The 18,388-nt window shown below is 50.9% G+C and carries 15 protein-coding genes and 3 tRNA genes; 14 read left to right on the top strand and 4 right to left on the bottom strand.

The genetic code is table 11. From position 1 onward, the window contains the following. Positions 1-32: 32 nt before the first annotated feature. The 3 genes from D9597_RS12015 (at position 33) to D9597_RS12005 (ending at position 344) form a co-directional block, all read left to right on the top strand. Positions 33-109, top strand: a tRNA-Met gene (locus D9597_RS12015). A gap of 48 nt (positions 110-157) precedes the next feature. Further along, positions 158-232, top strand: a tRNA-Gln gene (locus D9597_RS12010). 37 nt (positions 233-269) lie between these two features. Beyond that, positions 270-344: transfer RNA gene (locus tag D9597_RS12005), tRNA-Gln, on the top strand. 153 nt (positions 345-497) lie between these two features. Here the strand turns inward: D9597_RS12005 and ubiF are convergent. Continuing rightward, positions 498-1,673 (bottom strand): 3-demethoxyubiquinol 3-hydroxylase, encoded by a 1,176-nt coding sequence (ubiF, locus tag D9597_RS12000; protein WP_085458592.1) that lies wholly within the window; start codon positions 1,671-1,673, stop codon positions 498-500. Positions 1,674-1,818: 145 nt separating this feature from the next. Here ubiF and miaB point away from each other — a divergent pair, with 145 nt between their 5' ends. The 5 genes from miaB to lnt all read left to right on the top strand — a co-directional run bounded on the left by miaB (position 1,819) and on the right by lnt (position 7,606). Next, positions 1,819-3,243 carry a tRNA (N6-isopentenyl adenosine(37)-C2)-methylthiotransferase MiaB gene (gene miaB / locus D9597_RS11995; protein WP_000162740.1) on the top strand — a complete coding sequence of 475 codons (1,425 nt, stop codon included), beginning with the start codon at positions 1,819-1,821 and terminating at the stop codon, positions 3,241-3,243. A 327-nt stretch (positions 3,244-3,570) separates the two neighbouring features. After that, entirely contained in the window at positions 3,571-4,611 is a 1,041-nt protein-coding gene (locus tag D9597_RS11990; protein WP_001018040.1) for a PhoH family protein, read from the top strand. Further along, positions 4,608-5,075: an rRNA maturation RNase YbeY gene (gene ybeY, locus D9597_RS11985; protein WP_000084469.1), complete on the top strand. Its 468-nt coding sequence runs from the start codon at positions 4,608-4,610 to the stop codon at positions 5,073-5,075. The genes D9597_RS11990 and ybeY overlap by 4 nt, the downstream gene beginning before the upstream one ends. Before the next feature lie 89 nt (positions 5,076-5,164). Continuing rightward, complete coding sequence (gene corC, locus D9597_RS11980) at positions 5,165-6,043, top strand: CNNM family magnesium/cobalt transport protein CorC (RefSeq protein ID WP_001278605.1); 879 nt, start codon at positions 5,165-5,167, stop codon at positions 6,041-6,043. 24 nt (positions 6,044-6,067) lie between these two features. Then, positions 6,068-7,606 carry an apolipoprotein N-acyltransferase gene (gene lnt, locus D9597_RS11975; RefSeq protein ID WP_130222616.1) on the top strand — a complete coding sequence of 513 codons (1,539 nt, stop codon included), beginning with the start codon at positions 6,068-6,070 and terminating at the stop codon, positions 7,604-7,606. A gap of 126 nt (positions 7,607-7,732) precedes the next feature. Here the strand turns inward: lnt and D9597_RS11970 are convergent, their stop codons facing one another. Next, positions 7,733-9,610, bottom strand: a complete 1,878-nt coding sequence (locus tag D9597_RS11970; RefSeq protein WP_130222614.1) for a rhomboid family intramembrane serine protease — start codon at positions 9,608-9,610, stop codon at positions 7,733-7,735. 454 nt (positions 9,611-10,064) lie between these two features. Between D9597_RS11970 and gltI the strand changes: the two genes are divergently transcribed. From gltI to hscC, 6 genes are all read left to right on the top strand, one after another. Then, the gene (gltI, locus tag D9597_RS11965) at positions 10,065-10,973 is read left to right on the top strand and encodes a glutamate/aspartate ABC transporter substrate-binding protein GltI (protein WP_130222612.1); all 909 of its coding nucleotides are present in this window, start codon (positions 10,065-10,067) and stop codon (positions 10,971-10,973) included. A 169-nt stretch (positions 10,974-11,142) separates the two neighbouring features. Then, positions 11,143-11,883: a glutamate/aspartate ABC transporter permease GltJ gene (gene gltJ, locus D9597_RS11960; protein WP_000020944.1), complete on the top strand. Its 741-nt coding sequence runs from the start codon at positions 11,143-11,145 to the stop codon at positions 11,881-11,883. Beyond that, positions 11,883-12,557, top strand: a complete 675-nt coding sequence (gltK, locus tag D9597_RS11955) for a glutamate/aspartate ABC transporter permease GltK (RefSeq protein WP_000272824.1) — start codon at positions 11,883-11,885, stop codon at positions 12,555-12,557. The genes gltJ and gltK overlap by 1 nt, the downstream gene beginning before the upstream one ends. Beyond that, positions 12,557-13,282, top strand: a complete 726-nt coding sequence (gene gltL / locus D9597_RS11950) for a glutamate/aspartate ABC transporter ATP-binding protein GltL (protein ID WP_000631384.1) — start codon at positions 12,557-12,559, stop codon at positions 13,280-13,282. Before gltK ends, gltL begins: the two co-directional genes overlap by 1 nt. A 117-nt stretch (positions 13,283-13,399) precedes the next feature. Next, on the top strand, positions 13,400-14,335 hold the full coding sequence (gene rihA, locus D9597_RS11945) for a pyrimidine-specific ribonucleoside hydrolase RihA (protein WP_130206509.1): 936 nt from the start codon (positions 13,400-13,402) through the stop codon (positions 14,333-14,335). Positions 14,336-14,418: 83 nt separating this feature from the next. Beyond that, positions 14,419-16,089, top strand: coding sequence for a molecular chaperone HscC (gene hscC / locus D9597_RS11940; RefSeq protein WP_130222610.1), 1,671 nt, complete (start codon positions 14,419-14,421; stop codon positions 16,087-16,089). 110 nt (positions 16,090-16,199) lie between these two features. Here the strand turns inward: hscC and djlC are convergent, their stop codons facing one another. After that, on the bottom strand, positions 16,200-17,651 hold the full coding sequence (gene djlC, locus D9597_RS11935) for a co-chaperone DjlC (protein ID WP_130222608.1): 1,452 nt from the start codon (positions 17,649-17,651) through the stop codon (positions 16,200-16,202). Next, positions 17,648-18,355 carry a DUF1266 domain-containing protein gene (locus tag D9597_RS11930; protein WP_130222606.1) on the bottom strand — a complete coding sequence of 236 codons (708 nt, stop codon included), beginning with the start codon at positions 18,353-18,355 and terminating at the stop codon, positions 17,648-17,650. The genes djlC and D9597_RS11930 overlap by 4 nt, the downstream gene beginning before the upstream one ends. Positions 18,356-18,388: the final 33 nt, after the last annotated feature.

Genomic DNA, 18,388 nt, shown 5'->3' with positions numbered 1-18,388 from the left:
TCCAGGTACCCCAGCCATCGAAGAAATAATCTGGCTACGTAGCTCAGTTGGTTAGAGCACATCACTCATAATGATGGGGTCACAGGTTCGAATCCCGTCGTAGCCACCAAATTCTGAATCTGTCGAATAGATTCGGCAAATTCAAAAACAAATTTGTTGGGGTATCGCCAAGCGGTAAGGCACCGGATTCTGATTCCGGCATTCCGAGGTTCGAATCCTCGTACCCCAGCCAATTTATTCAAGACGCTTACTTTGTAAGTGCACCCAGTTGGGGTATCGCCAAGCGGTAAGGCACCGGATTCTGATTCCGGCATTCCGAGGTTCGAATCCTCGTACCCCAGCCACATTAAAAAAGCTCGCTTCGGCGAGCTTTTTGCTTTTCTGCGTATATTCAATGCCGAATATGATGCTGACACGTCTTATCCTTCAATGTCGGATGCGACGCTGGCGCGTCTTATCCGACCTACGGTTGGCATGCATCCGGCAATGTTATAAGGCTACAACCCTAATGCATATTTCAACGCCTGACGTTTCAACACGCCAGCACGCTCCGCCGCCATTAATCCGAGATTACGCACAAAACGCAGTGGTGGCAGATTATTGCTGAATCCGGCATAAAACAGATCCATACCGCTCTGCATAATGAAGTTATCCGCCATGCGTCGCATCTGGTAACGCTTGAGCACAGGATAACTGGCCCACGCTTCGCCATAGCTGCGGGCGTTCACCAGGACATCAATCAGGGCATCAACATCACGATAACCAAGATTCACCCCCTGCCCCGCCAGCGGATGGATGGTATGCGCGGCATCGCCCACCAGCGCCAGCCCCGGCTGCACATACTGCAACGCATGGCGACGCGTCAGCGGAAAAGCACCTGCGGCAAGCGGCGTCACGTACCCAAGACGCGACGGGAAATGCTTCGCGATTTCCGCCTGTAACTGCGCCATATTCATATTCTGCAACTGGCGAATGCGCGCCGGAGAGTCATACCACACCAGCGATGCCCAGTTATCAAACAATGGCAGAAACGCACGCGGTCCGTCCGGGGTAAATTGCTGCCAGGTGCTGTCGCCGGGATCGTTCTCACACTGTACGCTAATCAACATACACGACTGCGCATACTGCCAGGCATGAACGCCAATTCCCGCCATCTGCCGCACCTGCGAATTTGCGCCGTCGGCACCAATCACCAACTTCGCGCGGATCGTTTCACCGCCCTTCAGTTCCAGCTCCTGAAGATCATTATGGCGATGCAGCGCAATCAGCGAAGTTGGCACACGTAACGTTACTTTCGGATGCGCTTCCAGCGCCTGCCACAACGCCTGTTGCAGAACAGTGTTTTCCACCATATAGCCCAGCAGAGGCAGCTTTAATTCGGCTGCGTCAAACACCACATGCGCCGTTTCCCACTCCCACGTTTCCAGTCTGCGATAAGGATGGCAACGCATGGCCTGTACCGCATCCCAGACGCCTAAACCTTTAAGCAGAGACACCGACGCGGCGCTGATCGCTGAAATACGCACGTCCGGTTGGCTGTCAGCGACAAACGGTGCAGGTTCTGCGTGCTCGATCACCGTTACCGCAAATCCGTGCTGTGCCAGCCCCAGCGCCAGTGCGCCGCCGACCATTCCTCCGCCGACAATGGCAATTTCCGTTGGTTGATTTGTCATGGTCAATCATCCTGTTAGCAATATGCTTTAAGTTTACAGGATTTTTACCCCCAAGGGCTGATAACGCTCATACTGGTCACAACGGCAGCAAAGCATTACACTATGCGCCCTGCATTCCTGGCTACTATTTCGCAAGAGCAAGTCGATGACCAAAAAACTCCATATTAAAACCTGGGGCTGTCAGATGAACGAGTACGATTCATCGAAGATGGCCGATCTGCTGGATGCCACCCACGGCTATCAACTGACCGACGTGGCGGAAGAAGCGGATGTGCTGCTGCTGAACACCTGCTCAATCCGCGAGAAGGCTCAGGAAAAAGTCTTCCATCAGTTGGGTCGCTGGAAACTGTTAAAAGAGAAGAATCCAGACCTGATTATCGGCGTCGGTGGCTGCGTGGCATCGCAAGAAGGCGAGCACATTCGCCAGCGCGCCCACTATGTCGATATTATTTTTGGGCCGCAAACGCTGCACCGTCTGCCGGAGATGATCAACTCCGTGCGCGGCGACCGCAGCCCGGTTGTAGATATCAGCTTCCCGGAAATCGAGAAGTTTGACCGTCTGCCGGAACCGCGCGCCGAAGGGCCGACCGCGTTTGTCTCCATCATGGAAGGCTGCAATAAATATTGCACCTACTGCGTGGTGCCTTACACCCGTGGTGAAGAGGTAAGCCGTCCGTCCGACGATATTCTGTTTGAGATTGCCCAGCTTGCTGCTCAGGGCGTGCGTGAAGTCAACCTGCTCGGTCAGAACGTGAACGCCTGGCGTGGTGAAAACTACGACGGCACCACCGGATCGTTTGCCGATTTGCTGCGTCTGGTTGCTGCGATCGACGGGATCGATCGTATTCGCTTTACCACCAGCCATCCGATCGAATTCACCGACGATATCATCGAAGTGTATCGCGACACGCCGGAGCTGGTGAGCTTCCTGCACCTGCCGGTACAGAGCGGTTCCGATCGTATTCTGAACCTGATGGGACGTACTCATACGGCGCTGGAGTACAAAGCGATCATCCGTAAACTGCGTGCGGCGCGTCCGGATATTCAGATCAGTTCTGACTTCATCGTTGGCTTCCCTGGCGAAACCACCGAAGACTTCGAGAAAACGATGAAGCTGATTGCCGACGTCAATTTCGACATGAGCTACAGCTTTATCTTCTCTGCACGTCCGGGTACGCCAGCCGCCGATATGGTTGATGATGTTCCGGAAGAAGAGAAGAAGCAGCGTCTGTATATTCTACAAGAACGTATCAATCAGCAAGCGATGGCATGGAGCCGCCGGATGCTCGGCACCACCCAGCGTATTCTGGTAGAAGGTACATCACGTAAGAGCATCATGGAGCTTTCCGGTCGTACTGAAAATAACCGCGTGGTCAACTTCGAGGGCACGCCGGATATGATCGGTAAATTCGTCGATGTAGAAATTACCGACGTCTACCCGAACTCTCTGCGCGGTAAAGTGGTGCGTACTGAAGATGAAATGGGTCTGCGCGTGGCAGAAACACCGGAATCGGTGATTGCCCGTACCCGCAAAGAAAACGACCTGGGCGTGGGTTATTATCAGCCGTAATTCTCAGGCCCGCCGGTCTGGTAAGTTTTGAGACTGACGACAAACGCAAATTGCCTGATGCACTACGCTTATCAGGCCTACATGATTCCAGCAATATATTGAATTCGCATGAATTTGTAGGCCGGACAAGGCGTTTACGCCGCATCCGGCATGAACAACACGCACTTCGTCAATAATCACTGGCCCGCCGTTCCGGTGGGCCTTGTTTTTTCTCTCTTTATCCCCATCTTTATCGCAATGCTTGCGCCTTTTTCCTGTGGCGTGAATAATTTCGTTATAGGCCGGTGAATGTTCAGCTTCCGGCGGCATACAGATAAGAGGAACAGTTTGAACATAGACACTCGCGAAATCACCCTGGAGCCAGCAGACAACGCGCGTCTGTTGAGCCTTTGCGGCCCGTTTGATGACAACATCAAACAACTCGAACGCCGTCTCGGCATCGAAATCAATCGCCGCGATAACCACTTTAAACTGACCGGCCGCCCGATTTGCGTCACCGCCGCGGCAGACATTCTTCGCAGCCTGTATGTCGATACCGCCCCGATGCGCGGTCAGATTCAGGATATCGAACCGGAACAGATCCACCTTGCGATTAAAGAAGCGCGGGTACTGGAGCAAAGCGCGGAGAGCGTGCCGGAGTACGGCAAAGCGGTCAATATCAAAACCAAACGCGGCGTAATTAAGCCGCGCACGCCAAACCAGGCGCAGTACATCGCCAATATTCTCGACCATGACATTACCTTCGGCGTTGGCCCGGCGGGTACGGGTAAAACCTACCTGGCAGTAGCTGCGGCAGTTGATGCCCTGGAGCGTCAGGAAATCCGCCGTATTCTGCTGACTCGTCCGGCGGTAGAAGCCGGTGAGAAACTGGGCTTCCTGCCGGGTGATTTAAGCCAGAAAGTAGACCCGTATCTGCGCCCGCTGTACGACGCGCTGTTTGAAATGCTGGGTTTTGAGAAAGTCGAGAAACTGATTGAGCGCAACGTTATTGAAGTCGCGCCGCTGGCCTATATGCGTGGTCGTACGCTGAACGACGCGTTTATCATTCTTGATGAAAGCCAGAACACCACCATCGAACAGATGAAGATGTTCCTGACCCGTATCGGTTTTAACTCAAAAGCGGTTATCACCGGCGACGTCACACAGATCGACCTGCCGCGTAATACCAAGTCTGGTTTGCGTCATGCCATCGAAGTGCTGGCCGATGTCGAAGAGATCAGCTTTAACTTCTTCCACAGCGAAGACGTGGTTCGTCACCCGGTGGTGGCGCGTATCGTTAACGCTTATGAAGCCTGGGAAGAAGCAGAACAAAAACGTAAAGCTGCGCTGGCAGCAGAACGCAAGCGCGAAGAACAGGAACAAAAATGAGTCAGGTGATCCTCGATTTACAACTGGCATGTGAAGATAATTCCGGGTTACCGGAAGAGAGCCAGTTTCAAACATGGCTGAATGCGGTGATCCCGCAGTTTCAGGAAGAATCGGAAGTGACGATTCGCGTGGTCGATACCGCCGAAAGCCACAGTCTGAATCTGACCTATCGCGGTAAGGATAAGCCGACCAACGTGCTCTCCTTCCCGTTTGAAGTGCCGCCTGGCATGGAAATGTCGCTACTGGGCGATCTGGTTATCTGCCGTCAGGTGGTTGAGAAGGAAGCACAGGAGCAAGGCAAACCACTGGAGGCGCACTGGGCGCATATGGTGGTGCACGGCAGTCTGCATTTGTTAGGTTACGATCACATCGAAGATGACGAAGCAGAAGAAATGGAAGCCCTCGAAACAGAGATTATGCTTGCTCTGGGCTATGAGGATCCGTACATTGCCGAGAAAGAATAATTTGCCAGGCATTTGACTGGCAGATGTCCCCGCCGTTGGTGATTAACGACGGCGTTTTGATTAACTAACATGAGAACCCATACGACGCCATGAGCGACGACAATTCACACAGTAGTGACACGATAAGCAACAAGAAGGGATTTTTCTCCCTGTTACTCAGCCAACTTTTCCACGGTGAACCGAAAAACCGTGACGAACTGCTGGCGCTGATCCGTGATTCCGGGCAGAACGACCTTATCGACGAAGATACGCGCGATATGCTCGAAGGGGTGATGGACATCGCAGACCAACGCGTTCGCGACATCATGATCCCCCGCTCCCAGATGATTACCCTGAAACGCAACCAGACGCTGGACGAATGCCTTGATGTCATCATCGAGTCCGCCCACTCACGTTTCCCGGTGATTAGCGAAGACAAAGATCACATTGAAGGGATTCTGATGGCGAAAGACTTGCTGCCGTTTATGCGCAGCGATGCTGAGGCCTTCAGCATGGACAAAGTGTTACGTCAGGCGGTTGTCGTTCCTGAAAGTAAGCGCGTAGACCGGATGCTGAAAGAGTTTCGCTCTCAGCGTTACCACATGGCGATCGTCATTGACGAATTCGGTGGGGTTTCCGGTCTGGTGACCATTGAAGACATCCTGGAACTGATTGTTGGTGAGATTGAAGACGAGTATGACGAAGAAGATGATATCGACTTCCGTCAGCTGAGTCGTCATACCTGGACCGTGCGCGCACTGGCTTCCATTGAAGACTTCAACGAAGCGTTCGGCACCCACTTTAGCGATGAAGAGGTCGACACTATCGGTGGTCTGGTGATGCAGGCATTTGGGCATCTTCCGGCGCGTGGCGAAACCATCGACATCGACGGTTACCAGTTCAAAGTGGCGATGGCCGATAGTCGGCGTATTATTCAGGTTCATGTCAAAATCCCGGATGACTCACCCCAGCCGAAGCTGGATGAATAAAACCGAAACTGGATAGATAACTACATGGCTTTTGCCTCATTAATTGAACGCCAGCGCATTCGCCTGCTGCTGGCGTTATTATTCGGTGCCTGCGGAACGCTGGCCTTCTCTCCTTACGACGTCTGGCCTGCGGCGATTATTTCGCTGATGGGGCTTCAGGCGTTGACCTTTAACCGCCGTCCACTCCAGTCTGCCGCTATTGGCTTTTGCTGGGGATTTGGCCTCTTTGGCAGCGGTATCAACTGGGTCTATGTCAGTATCGCGACCTTTGGCGGAATGCCTGGCCCGGTTAACATCTTCCTGGTGGTACTGCTGGCGGCGTATTTGTCGCTGTATACCGGACTGTTTGCTGGCGTGCTGTCGCGTCTGTGGCCGAAAACCACCTGGCTGCGCGTGGCGATTGCCGCCCCTGCTCTCTGGCAAGTGACCGAGTTTCTGCGCGGTTGGGTGCTGACTGGCTTCCCGTGGTTACAGTTCGGCTATAGCCAGATTGATGGCCCGTTAAAAGGGCTGGCACCGATAATGGGCGTGGAAGCCATTAACTTCCTGCTGATGATGGTTAGCGGCCTGCTGGCACTGGCGTTAGTCAAACGCAACTGGCGTCCGCTGGTGGTGGCCGTCGTACTGTTTGCCCTTCCCTTCCCGCTGCGTTACATCCAGTGGTTTACCCCGCAACCGGAGAAAACCATTCAGGTTTCGATGGTTCAGGGCGATATTCCGCAATCGCTGAAGTGGGATGAAAGTCAGCTTCTTAATACGCTGAAGATTTACTACAACGCAACGGCACCGCTGATGGGCAAATCATCGCTGATTATCTGGCCGGAGTCGGCGATAACCGATCTGGAAATTAATCAGCAACCGTTCCTCAAAGCACTGGACGGTGAGTTGCGCGATAAAGGTAGCTCGCTGGTAACCGGGATTGTCGACGCGCGCCTCAATAAGCAGAACCGCTACGATACCTACAACACCATCATCACACTGGGTAAAGGTGCACCGTACAGCTACGAATCAGCCGATCGCTATAACAAAAACCATCTGGTGCCGTTTGGCGAATTTGTCCCGCTGGAGTCGATTCTGCGTCCGTTAGCGCCGTTCTTTGATCTGCCGATGTCGTCGTTCAGCCGTGGGCCATATATCCAGCCACCGCTATCGGTAAATGGTATTGAGCTTACTGCGGCCATTTGCTACGAAATCATTCTTGGCGAGCAAGTGCGCGATAACTTCCGCCCGGATACCGACTATCTGCTGACTATCTCCAACGATGCGTGGTTTGGTAAGTCTATTGGTCCATGGCAGCACTTCCAGATGGCGCGAATGCGTGCGCTGGAGCTGGCGCGCCCACTGTTGCGCAGCACCAACAACGGCATTACGGCGGTGATTGGTCCGCAGGGTGAGATTCAGGCGATGATCCCGCAGTTCACCCGCGAGGTGTTGACCACTAACGTGACGCCAACCACCGGACTCACACCGTACGCACGTACCGGCAACTGGCCGCTGTGGGTGCTGACGGCACTGTTTGGTTTTGCCGCTGTGTTGATGAGTCTGCGAGCACGTAAACGTTAATGTGCCTGATGCGCTACGCTTATCAGGCCTACGCGATTTTTGCAACATGTTGAATTTACGTGATTTTATAGGGTAAAGCGTACTTTCTCAACACGCTGTGGGGCATGATTATAATGCCCCTTTTTCTTACGGTTCAGGGATACAAGCCACATTGCCATATTGGGGATGACGAATAATTGCCTGCGGATCAAGCGAGCGCGTCCTGTTCAGTTGGATTAACCCGTTCTTCGACATAACAAATATTTTTCTACCATCCGCTGAAAAACGAAGGTGATTAACGTAGCTGGCAGGATAAACGCCAATAATCTGCCCGGCATTAATATTAAGCATGATGACATAACCTTGCAGGCCATATGACACCAACGCTAAATATTGACCGTCCGGGCTAATACCCTCAACGGAATAAACGCTCCTGCTACACCATTGCGTCATAATGCCGGCTTGTTGATCCCCTGCGCTTATACGTGAAATCCCCTGGCTATCGGCAAAAATAACCTCACCATTTTTTGGTCGGAATCCCATCGCAGAAACGACACCACGCGCATCACCTGCGGGAAAGTCTTCTTTCTGATGCGTGATGGTATTGATCCGCACGATGTTACCTCTGCCTGCTCCCGGAACCAGTAATGTTCTTTCATCCGGGGAAAGTGCCATAACCCAGGCGCCTGGTTTACCGCTTGTCCCCGTCCCGTCGTATTTCTCCAGCGGGATATCCGCCACATGCTGATAAGTCACCAGATCAATGGCTGACACACTATTACTGGTGCGATTCATCACCCAGGCTTTTGTGCCATCACGCGAGAGGATTAGGCTGTCAGGATGTGCGCCAGTGGTAATCGACTGAATAATCTCCCCCGTCGCCACGTTAATGACCGATAATGCATTCGCTTCAAATGACGTCGCATACAGCAACTTTTCATCAGGGCTTAACACCAGCGATCTGATGCCCTGATCTTTACAGCCACCACAATGTTTGACTGACTTTTCTTTCGCTATGGGCGCTGTAAAGGTATGCTGGATTTTCTTTTGTCCGAGGTCGAAAACAACAATACTGTTCGTGTTTTCAATTGCGGCATACAACGTATTACCATCCCGACTGATCGCCATATCATGGATATCGGCAATCTCAGCGAGCAAATCACCACTGGCCTGTTCACGACTTACCGGAGCGGATAATGTTTCCCTGAGGGCGTTGCGTTCCTCCGTTAACTGTTGCTTTTTTTGCCGTCGCTCTTGTTCAATCTCCTGCGGATAAAACGCTTCACGCAGGCTTTGCCTGACCTGTAAAACTGATTCATCAATCTGCTGCTGCGCAAGCCAGATAGCCCCGGTAAGAAGAAGACTGCCCGCAACAATAATCCCGCCTTCCGTAACAAGCCGGTTTTGCCCAGATAAACGCGCACTCAGCCACCCCAACGCGCCACCCGCAATCAGGCCGCCAATATGACAAGCATTATCTATTCCTGTTTGCCGGGCACCATACAACAGTGTCAGCGCCACCATACCCAACAGAGAAAATACTCGCCGCTGGTTTTTATGGTGTGTACCCGCACCTGAAGTAAGCTGTGTTGCTATCGCAGCGCCAGCTATCCCCATAATTGCCCCGGATGCTCCAACGCTGATGACTATCTGCTCACTTTCGCGTAACGCATAACAGGCGCTGATGAGTCCACCAAAGACGCCGGAGAATAACCAGATAATCAGGAGTCGCCATTTCCCCAGTATCCGTTCCGCCACTGCCCCCACCACCAGGAGTGCAAACATATTCATCAGCAAATGGGGAAAACTACTGTGCAGAAAGACACTGCTCAATAAGCGCCAGGGTTCACCCGACAACGTGAGAGAAGCAACGTTTGCGCCGAGATGGATAAGTGCGGATTGATCGACTTCTTCATAACTCATCCATTGTGTGAGGTAACAAAATATCCCAACACAGAGCGCAAAAAGGATAAGGGTTATTGCGGGTAATTGAACATTTAACGGCTTAACCGTAGATGCAGACATAAGGTGATTCTTCCTTGAAAAGACAGGTAAAAAGCATTTTTCCCGTGTGCAGTTATCATCCCGGCAAACGTCCCATACCGAAAAGTTAACACTGTCCGAAATATGACTTTTTCAGTCTAAAATTACAACCGTAATTAATTCACACCTAAGTATTTTTTGGCATGTATGTTGCTTTATTTACTGTGTAAGCAATGAAATCAGCCGCGACGCAACCGGGTTGCACCACCACAAATCAGCGGTAGCACCAAAAAGGTGCGGTTTAAGAATTTTGCTTCGGAATGGTGCGGCGCATCTCGCAAAAACAAACAATAAAACAGCAATATCTTTACATTTAGCCAAACTAAATGTTACCTAACAAGCACAACACTGCACAATAAAGTTGCAGATGATAACAACACAAACACTCACAACGGGTATCCATGCGTTTTTAACGCAGAAGATAAAGGAGTTGGATATGCAATTACGTAAACCTGCCACAGCAATCCTGGCCCTGGCGCTTTCCGCAGGACTGGCACAGGCAGATGACGCCGCCCCGGCAGCGGGCAGTACTCTGGACAAAATCGCCAAAAACGGTGTGATTGTCGTCGGTCACCGTGAATCTTCAGTGCCTTTCTCTTATTACGACAATCAGCAAAAAGTGGTGGGTTACTCGCAGGATTACTCCAACGCCATTGTTGAAGCAGTGAAAAAGAAACTCAACAAACCGGACTTGCAGGTGAAACTGATTCCGATCACCTCACAAAACCGTATTCCACTGCTGCAAAACGGCACTTTCGATTTTGAATGTGGTTCCACCACCAATAACGTCGAACGCCAAAAACAGGCGGCTTTCTCTGACACTATTTTCGTGGTCGGTACGCGCCTGCTGACCAAAAAGGGCGGCGATATCAAAGATTTTGCCGACCTTAAAGACAAAGCAGTGGTCGTCACTTCCGGCACTACCTCTGAAGTTTTGCTCAACAAACTGAATGAAGAGCAAAAAATGAATATGCGCATCATCAGCGCCAAAGATCACGGTGACTCTTTCCGCACCCTGGAAAGCGGTCGTGCCGTTGCCTTTATGATGGATGACGCTCTGCTGGCCGGTGAACGTGCGAAAGCGAAGAAACCAGACAACTGGGAAATCGTTGGCAAGCCGCAGTCTCAGGAAGCCTACGGTTGTATGTTGCGTAAAGATGATCCGCAGTTCAAAAAGCTGATGGATGACACCATCGCTCAGGTGCAGACCTCCGGTGAAGCGGAAAAATGGTTTGATAAGTGGTTCAAAAATCCCATTCCGCCGAAAAACCTGAACATGAATTTCGAACTGTCAAACGAAATGAAAGCACTGTTCAAAGAACCGAATGACAAAGCACTGAACTAATTACAAGAACCAGGGGCGGAAATTCCAGCCCTCTCGATTGTTACGTAGCACGGACAGACTATACGCCTGATGGTCGTTCCCCATCGGGCCTGAAAACCGCAATACGCTGGGTAACAATCTTCGAGGGTAGCAGTTAACGCTGCTACCCTCTTTTTTCTGGAGTAGATTTATGTCTATAGACTGGAACTGGGGTATTTTTTTACAACAAGCCCCGTTCGGCAACACCACCTATCTTGGTTGGATCTGGAGTGGTTTTCAGGTCACGATCGCTTTGTCGATCTGCGCCTGGATTATCGCTTTCCTCGTCGGTTCATTTTTCGGCATTTTACGTACCGTTCCAAACCGTTTTCTCTCCGGTCTGGGTACGTTGTATGTAGAACTGTTCCGCAACGTGCCGTTGATTGTGCAATTCTTTACCTGGTATCTGGTGATCCCGGAGTTGCTGCCGGAGAAAATCGGCATGTGGTTTAAGGCCGAGCTGGATCCCAATATTCAGTTTTTCCTTTCATCCATGCTCTGCCTGGGGCTGTTTACCGCCGCCCGTGTTTGCGAACAGGTACGCGCCGCTATTCAGTCGCTACCGCGTGGGCAAAAAAATGCCGCGCTGGCGATGGGTCTGACGCTACCGCAGGCTTACCGCTACGTACTGCTGCCTAATGCTTATCGCGTTATCGTCCCGCCGATGACCTCAGAGATGATGAACCTGGTGAAAAACTCCGCCATCGCCTCGACTATCGGTCTGGTGGATATGGCAGCGCAGGCCGGTAAATTGCTTGATTACTCGGCCCACGCCTGGGAGTCGTTTACCGCCATCACGCTGGCGTATGTGTTGATTAACGCGGTTATCATGCTGGTGATGACGCTGGTTGAACGTAAAGTTCGCCTGCCCGGCAACATGGGAGGCAAATAATGTACGAGTTTGACTGGAGTTCCATTGTCCCTTCCCTGCCATATCTGCTCGACGGGCTGGTGATCACCCTGAAAATCACCGTCACGGCAGTCGTGATTGGTATTTTGTGGGGCACCATGCTGGCGGTGATGCGCTTGTCCAGCTTTGCGCCTGTAGCGTGGTTTGCCAAAGCCTACGTTAACGTATTCCGCTCGATTCCTTTAGTTATGGTTTTGCTGTGGTTTTACCTGATTGTGCCGGGTTTTCTGCAAAACGTGCTGGGATTATCGCCAAAAAATGATATCCGTTTAATTTCGGCGATGGTGGCATTTTCGATGTTTGAAGCGGCCTACTATTCAGAGATTATCCGCGCCGGTATTCAAAGTATTTCTCGTGGTCAGTCGAGCGCCGCGCTGGCGTTGGGGATGACTCACTGGCAGTCGATGAAACTGATTATTCTGCCGCAGGCGTTCCGCGCGATGGTGCCGCTGCTGCTCACTCAGGGCATCGTACTGTTCCAGGATACCTCACTGGTGTATGTGTTATCTCTGGCCGATTTCTTCCGTACCGCCTCAACCATTGGTGAGCGTGATGGTACGCAGGTTGAGATGATCCTGTTTGCCGGATTTGTTTATTTCGTTATTAGCCTTAGCGCGTCGTTGTTGGTCAGCTACTTGAAAAGAAGGACAGCATAATGATTACCCTGAAAAATGTTTCAAAATGGTATGGTCACTTTCAGGTGCTGACCGACTGCTCAACCGAAGTGAAAAAAGGCGAAGTGGTGGTGGTTTGCGGCCCGTCTGGTTCCGGCAAATCAACGCTGATTAAAACCGTCAACGGCCTCGAACCGGTGCAGCAAGGTGAAATCACCGTCGATGGTATCGTGGTTAACGACAAGAAAACCGATCTGGCAAAGCTGCGTTCCCGCGTCGGGATGGTATTCCAGCATTTCGAGCTGTTCCCTCATCTGTCGATTATCGAAAACCTGACCCTGGCGCAGGTGAAAGTGCTTAAACGCGATAAAGCGCCGGCTCGTGAAAAAGCATTGAAATTGCTGGAGCGCGTGGGACTTTCCGCACATGCCAATAAGTTTCCGGCGCAGCTTTCCGGCGGTCAGCAGCAGCGTGTGGCGATCGCTCGCGCATTGTGCATGGATCCTATTGCGATGCTGTTCGACGAACCGACATCGGCGCTGGATCCGGAGATGATCAACGAAGTGCTGGACGTGATGGTCGAACTGGCGAACGAGGGGATGACCATGATGGTGGTGACCCACGAAATGGGCTTTGCCCGCAAAGTGGCGAATCGGGTGATCTTTATGGACGAGGGAAAAATCGTCGAAGACTCGCCGAAAGACGCTTTCTTCGATGATCCGAAATCGGACCGCGCAAAAGACTTCCTCGCGAAAATCCTGCATTAATCCTCCCGGCGCGCATACCCAGGTGCGCGCCATCTCACGCTTTATCGTTTCGGTCCTCGTATCTGTTACATTCCGGCGTTACCCTTGTCGCAAAGAAACACACAACAAGGAGCAACAATGGCACTGCCAATTCTGTTAGATTGCGACCCAGGTCATGACGACGCTATCGCAATAGTTCTCGCCCTCGCCTCACCAGAGCTTGATGTCAAAGCCATCACATCTTCCGCCGGAAACCAGACACCCGATAAAACATTACGCAATGTTCTGCGTATGCTGACCTTGCTTAATCGCACCGATATTCCGGTAGCAAGCGGTGCGGTGAAACCGTTAATGCGTGAGTTGATTATCGCGGACAACGTACACGGCGAAAGCGGTCTCGATGGCCCGGCATTACCGGAACCGACGTTCGCACCGCAAAACTGTACGGCGGTAGAGCTGATGGCGAAAACGCTGCGTGAAAGTGCGGAACCTGTCACGATTGTTTCTACCGGACCGCAAACTAACGTTGCCTTGCTGCTCAATAGCCATCCGGAACTACATAGCAAAATTGCCCGTATCGTGATTATGGGTGGCGCAATGGGGCTTGGTAACTGGACGCCAGCCGCCGAGTTTAATATTTATGTTGACCCGGAAGCGGCAGAAATCGTCTTTCAGTCCGGAATTCCGGTGGTGATGGCCGGTCTGGATGTCACTCACAAAGCACAAATCCACGTTGAAGACACCGAGCGTTTCCGCGCGATTGGTAACCCAATTTCAACCATAGTTGCCGAACTGCTGGATTTCTTCCTCGAATATCATAAAGACGAAAAATGGGGCTTTGTCGGCGCGCCGTTGCATGACCCATGCACCATTGCCTGGCTATTGAAACCCGAGTTGTTTACCACCGTGGAGCGCTGGGTCGGCGTTGAAACACAGGGGAAATATACCCAGGGGATGACGGTTGTTGATTATTACTATCTGACCGGTAATAAACCGAATGCCACTGTAATGGTCGATGTTGATCGTCAGGGCTTTGTTGATTTACTGGCTGAACGTCTGAAATTTTACGCTTAATACTCCTTATTGATTAAGATCACCACGTTTTACCAAGGTGGTCTTAATCTGGTTATCTCTTTTTCTTTCAAGATATAAATGCAATGGATAATGCAGAACTCGCCATTGGTATCGATCTCGGGACTACCAATAGTTTAATTGCTGTCTGGAAAGACGGTGCCGCACAATTAATTCCAAATAAATTCGGTGAATATTTAACACCATCTATAATTAGCATGGATGAAAATAACCATATTCTGGTCGGTAAACCGGCAGTGTCCAGGCGCACATCGCATCCTGATAAAACCGCAGCATTATTTAAACGCGCGATGGGCAGTAATACCAACTGGCGGTTAGGCAGCGACACATTTAACGCGCCAGAACTGTCCTCTTTGGTATTACGCTCATTAAAAGAAGATGCCGAAGAATTTCTGCAACGTCCGATTAAAGATGTGGTGATCTCTGTTCCGGCTTATTTCAGTGATGAACAACGCAAGCATACCCGTTTAGCAGCAGAGTTAGCCGGGCTAAATGCAGTGCGCCTGATAAATGAGCCAACGGCAGCCGCGATGGCGTATGGCCTGCATACGCAGCAAAATACCCGCTCGCTGGTTTTTGATCTCGGTGGCGGCACGTTCGACGTCACGGTGCTCGAGTACGCCACGCCGGTGATTGAAGTTCACGCCTCCGCTGGCGATAACTTCCTCGGTGGCGAAGATTTTACGCATATGCTGGTCGATGAGGTTTTAAAACGTGCGGAAGTTGCCAAAACCGCGCTTAACGAGAGCGAACTGGCAGCCTTGTATGCCTGTGTGGAAGCGGCAAAATGTAGCAATCAATCGCCAATGCACATTCGCTGGCAGTACCAGGAAGAAACACGTGAATGCGAATTTTACGAGAACGAACTGGAAGATTTGTGGTTACCGCTACTCAACCGCTTGCGTGTGCCGATTGAACAGGCGTTGCGCGATGCACGTCTGAAGCCGAGTCAAATCGACAGCCTGGTACTGGTCGGCGGTGCGTCGCAAATGCCGCTGGTGCAGCGAATCGCCGTGCGTCTGTTTGGCAAACTACCGTATCAAAGTTACGACCCGAGCACCATTGTCGCGCTGGGCGCAGCGATCCAGGCCGCCTGCCGCTTACGAAGCGAAGACATTGAAGAAGTGATCCTCACCGATATTTGCCCCTACTCGTTGGGCGTTGAAGTTAACCGCCAGGGCATTTCCGGCATTTTCTCGCCAATTATTGAACGCAACACCACTGTGCCTGTATCGCGTGTAGAAACTTACTCAACCATGCACCCGGAACAGGATTCAATTACGGTTAACGTCTATCAGGGAGAAAACCACAAAGTTAAAAATAACATTCTGGTGGAATCATTCGATGTGCCGTTGAAGAAAACCGGGGCTTATCAGTCGATTGATATTCGCTTTAGTTATGATATCAACGGGTTGCTTGAAGTTGACGTGCTTCTGGAAGACGGCAGCGTTAAGTCCAGAGTCATTAATCACAGTCCGGTAACATTGAGCGCTCAGCAGATTGAAGAGAGTCGGGCGCGGTTATCCGCATTGAAAATTTATCCGCGCGATATGCTCATCAACCGTACCTTTAAAGCCAAACTGGAAGAGTTGTGGGCGCGTGCACTAGGTGACGAGCGAGAAGAGATTGGCCGGGTGATCACCGATTTTGATGAGGCGTTGCAGTCAAACGATATGGCCCGCGTCGATGAAGTTCGTCGACGGGCGAGCGATTATTTGGCCATTGAGATCCCTTAAACACGGCTGCCGGATGCGGCGTGAACGCCTTATCCGGCCTACTCGTAGGTCGGATAAGATGCATTAGCATCGCATCCGACATTGAAAGATAAGATGCGTCAGCATCGCATCTAACTGAGCAACATCGCGATTTTGCCGAGAGCATAACCTATCACCAGCACCATTAAGCTGATTTTAATAATGCTGGTAATGCTCTGTGGTTTTTCATCCTCATCATTTATCTCTTCATGATTTTCAGGTATAGGCTCATCGACATCTTCATCCACCGGTTCGAGTTTCACTTTCGTTAACAGCATCCGGGTGATAATGGCCTCTAATGGATGAGCGTCTCCGCCTTCCAGCCTTGTATTAAGACGGGCCAGCATCTCTTGTTTCGGAAACGCTTCCAGTACTACCTGTTCCGCTACCCGATACAGATCCAGTAAGGGTGAATCTTGCCCTGTCTCGCTACCAACTCTCGATTTCCACCACGCCCATGCTTTGCGTTTGAAGAATAACGACTCGATAAACGATTGACCTAACGGCGATAATTTTCCGCTATGTAAAATTTCCGCCCATAACAGCCGCGTCCGGGCGCTCTCACCAGGAACATATTTCAACGGTTTACCTTGCGCATCAATCATGCTTCGCGCTTCGATAACCATCACTAATAACGCGAAATAATCCGGGCAATGACGTTTGCTCCACTGCAATAACAAATTATCGGCTTGTGTAGATGGGTAACTTTCCCAGTACACGCAGAGATCGGCAAGCAGGCTTTCCCCCTCACCGCAGTACAACCTTTGAGCACACAAGTAATATCGGGCATCTTCGCTTTCTGGTTCTTCCATTTGCCACTGTTTGGCTACAGGAATGAGTTCCGCCATACCTGTTTGCACCGAGCTGTACCAGCGCAGTAGTTTGCGATGCAACTTCGCATCATCAGGAATTAACCACGGACCTGCCATCGCCAAAAATGCAGTGACATAGTCAAGATGGTAACGACAGCAACGTTCCAGCGCGAAGTAATATTCAACAGTCTGGTTCTGTAACGCGACGGGATATTCCAGAAGGCTACGGAAATCGAAACAATCACCAGCCTGAATAGCCTCAAGAAAAGCCTCCCGCTCTTCTTCATCCATTCCTTCGCTGTCACTAAATGAATGCCAGTTCAAACGCTCTGCCAGCAAAGAAGCACAATTTAATGAAAGATATCGCGCTTCTATAGCGATTGCACACAGCGGCCAGCGTAATTGTTCGACATCCTCCATGTTCCAGGTATTTAATTGCTGAATAAATTTCTGCCAGGCGGAGGGCTGAAAACGATCACTTTCTGAATCCAGTAATGTCCTGAATGCACGTAGTATTTCATGTTCAGCGGCGGCATCTTTATCTTCATAATCTGCTTCCTCGACAGGATTTACCGCCAGTCGTAGCGCCTCTTCATAGGCCTGACGTAACGCTTTAAACCCCTGCGGATCGGTTTCGGGATGACACAACGGTAAACGAGCAAGATAAGCCTGACGGATAATATCAACTTGTGTTGTGCTTTCGATTTCGAGGATTTGCCAACATGTTTTCATAGGTCGCTCACATCCTTAAGCGTTACCGGGCATTCAGGTTGGGCAGTTAATGGCTGCCAGGGAAGCGTGGCATAGAAACGATCGCTTCCCGCTACCAGTTCTTCGAACATCCGACTCCCGGCGCTATCATATTTGTACAAGGTCAGCGCCTCGCGTAGCGAAGCATTGTCTTCGCACTGAGCGGATTGCCAGTAGAGACGTCCTAACGAATAGGCGGAAAAATAGTGCATCCAACTCTGATAGTAATGGTGTGCTCGTTCATAGACGCGCGATTGCAGCCATAAACTCTCTTCTTCCGTCAGCCACTTGTTGAGCACACCGACCCGTGACAGAAACCCCATTCGAACATAATCCCAGGCTTTGATTCCCCCTTCCCCGCAGCACATAGCAGTTTGTGCAACAAATTGGGTATAAATCAGACCTCTGTCAGAGCTACCAGCAATTAATGCTTTCCACTCTTCAGGTGAAGAGCGATGCCATGCCAGATATAACCCGGCTAAATCATTTGCGTGACCATCATCGGTCATTTGGTAAATAGTCTGAATTAAATCATCACGATTATTTATTCCCCAGGATGATGACAGATCAAACTCTTTTATTCCGGTATACATTTTTGGCGAGTCATGTGCAGGCTTGCATCCCTTATTAAGAATCTCCATTGGCGTAGAAAGCGCAAATAGAAGGCGTTGTTCTTCCTTATCCATTTATTAACAATCCTTTAAGTACATTAACTGACT

It is taken from the genome of Escherichia sp. E13S3, assembly GCF_004212325.1.
In the GTDB taxonomy this organism is placed as follows: domain Bacteria; phylum Pseudomonadota; class Gammaproteobacteria; order Enterobacterales; family Enterobacteriaceae; genus Escherichia.
The sequence above is the reverse complement of the archived record's forward strand: the minus strand, read 5'-3'. Positions and strand labels throughout refer to the sequence as shown.

Coding starts and splice junctions, on each gene's coding strand:
- ubiF (WP_085458592.1), bottom strand. CDS start 1,673: ATGACAAATCAACCAACGGAAATTGCCATTGTCGGCGGAGGAATGGTC.
- miaB (WP_000162740.1), top strand. CDS start 1,819: ATGACCAAAAAACTCCATATTAAAACCTGGGGCTGTCAGATGAACGAG.
- ybeY (WP_000084469.1), top strand. CDS start 4,608: ATGAGTCAGGTGATCCTCGATTTACAACTGGCATGTGAAGATAATTCC.
- corC (WP_001278605.1), top strand. CDS start 5,165: ATGAGCGACGACAATTCACACAGTAGTGACACGATAAGCAACAAGAAG.
- lnt (WP_130222616.1), top strand. CDS start 6,068: ATGGCTTTTGCCTCATTAATTGAACGCCAGCGCATTCGCCTGCTGCTG.
- D9597_RS11970 (WP_130222614.1), bottom strand. CDS start 9,610: ATGTCTGCATCTACGGTTAAGCCGTTAAATGTTCAATTACCCGCAATA.
- gltI (WP_130222612.1), top strand. CDS start 10,065: ATGCAATTACGTAAACCTGCCACAGCAATCCTGGCCCTGGCGCTTTCC.
- gltJ (WP_000020944.1), top strand. CDS start 11,143: ATGTCTATAGACTGGAACTGGGGTATTTTTTTACAACAAGCCCCGTTC.
- gltK (WP_000272824.1), top strand. CDS start 11,883: ATGTACGAGTTTGACTGGAGTTCCATTGTCCCTTCCCTGCCATATCTG.
- gltL (WP_000631384.1), top strand. CDS start 12,557: ATGATTACCCTGAAAAATGTTTCAAAATGGTATGGTCACTTTCAGGTG.
- rihA (WP_130206509.1), top strand. CDS start 13,400: ATGGCACTGCCAATTCTGTTAGATTGCGACCCAGGTCATGACGACGCT.
- hscC (WP_130222610.1), top strand. CDS start 14,419: ATGGATAATGCAGAACTCGCCATTGGTATCGATCTCGGGACTACCAAT.
- djlC (WP_130222608.1), bottom strand. CDS start 17,651: ATGAAAACATGTTGGCAAATCCTCGAAATCGAAAGCACAACACAAGTT.
- D9597_RS11930 (WP_130222606.1), bottom strand. CDS start 18,355: ATGGATAAGGAAGAACAACGCCTTCTATTTGCGCTTTCTACGCCAATG.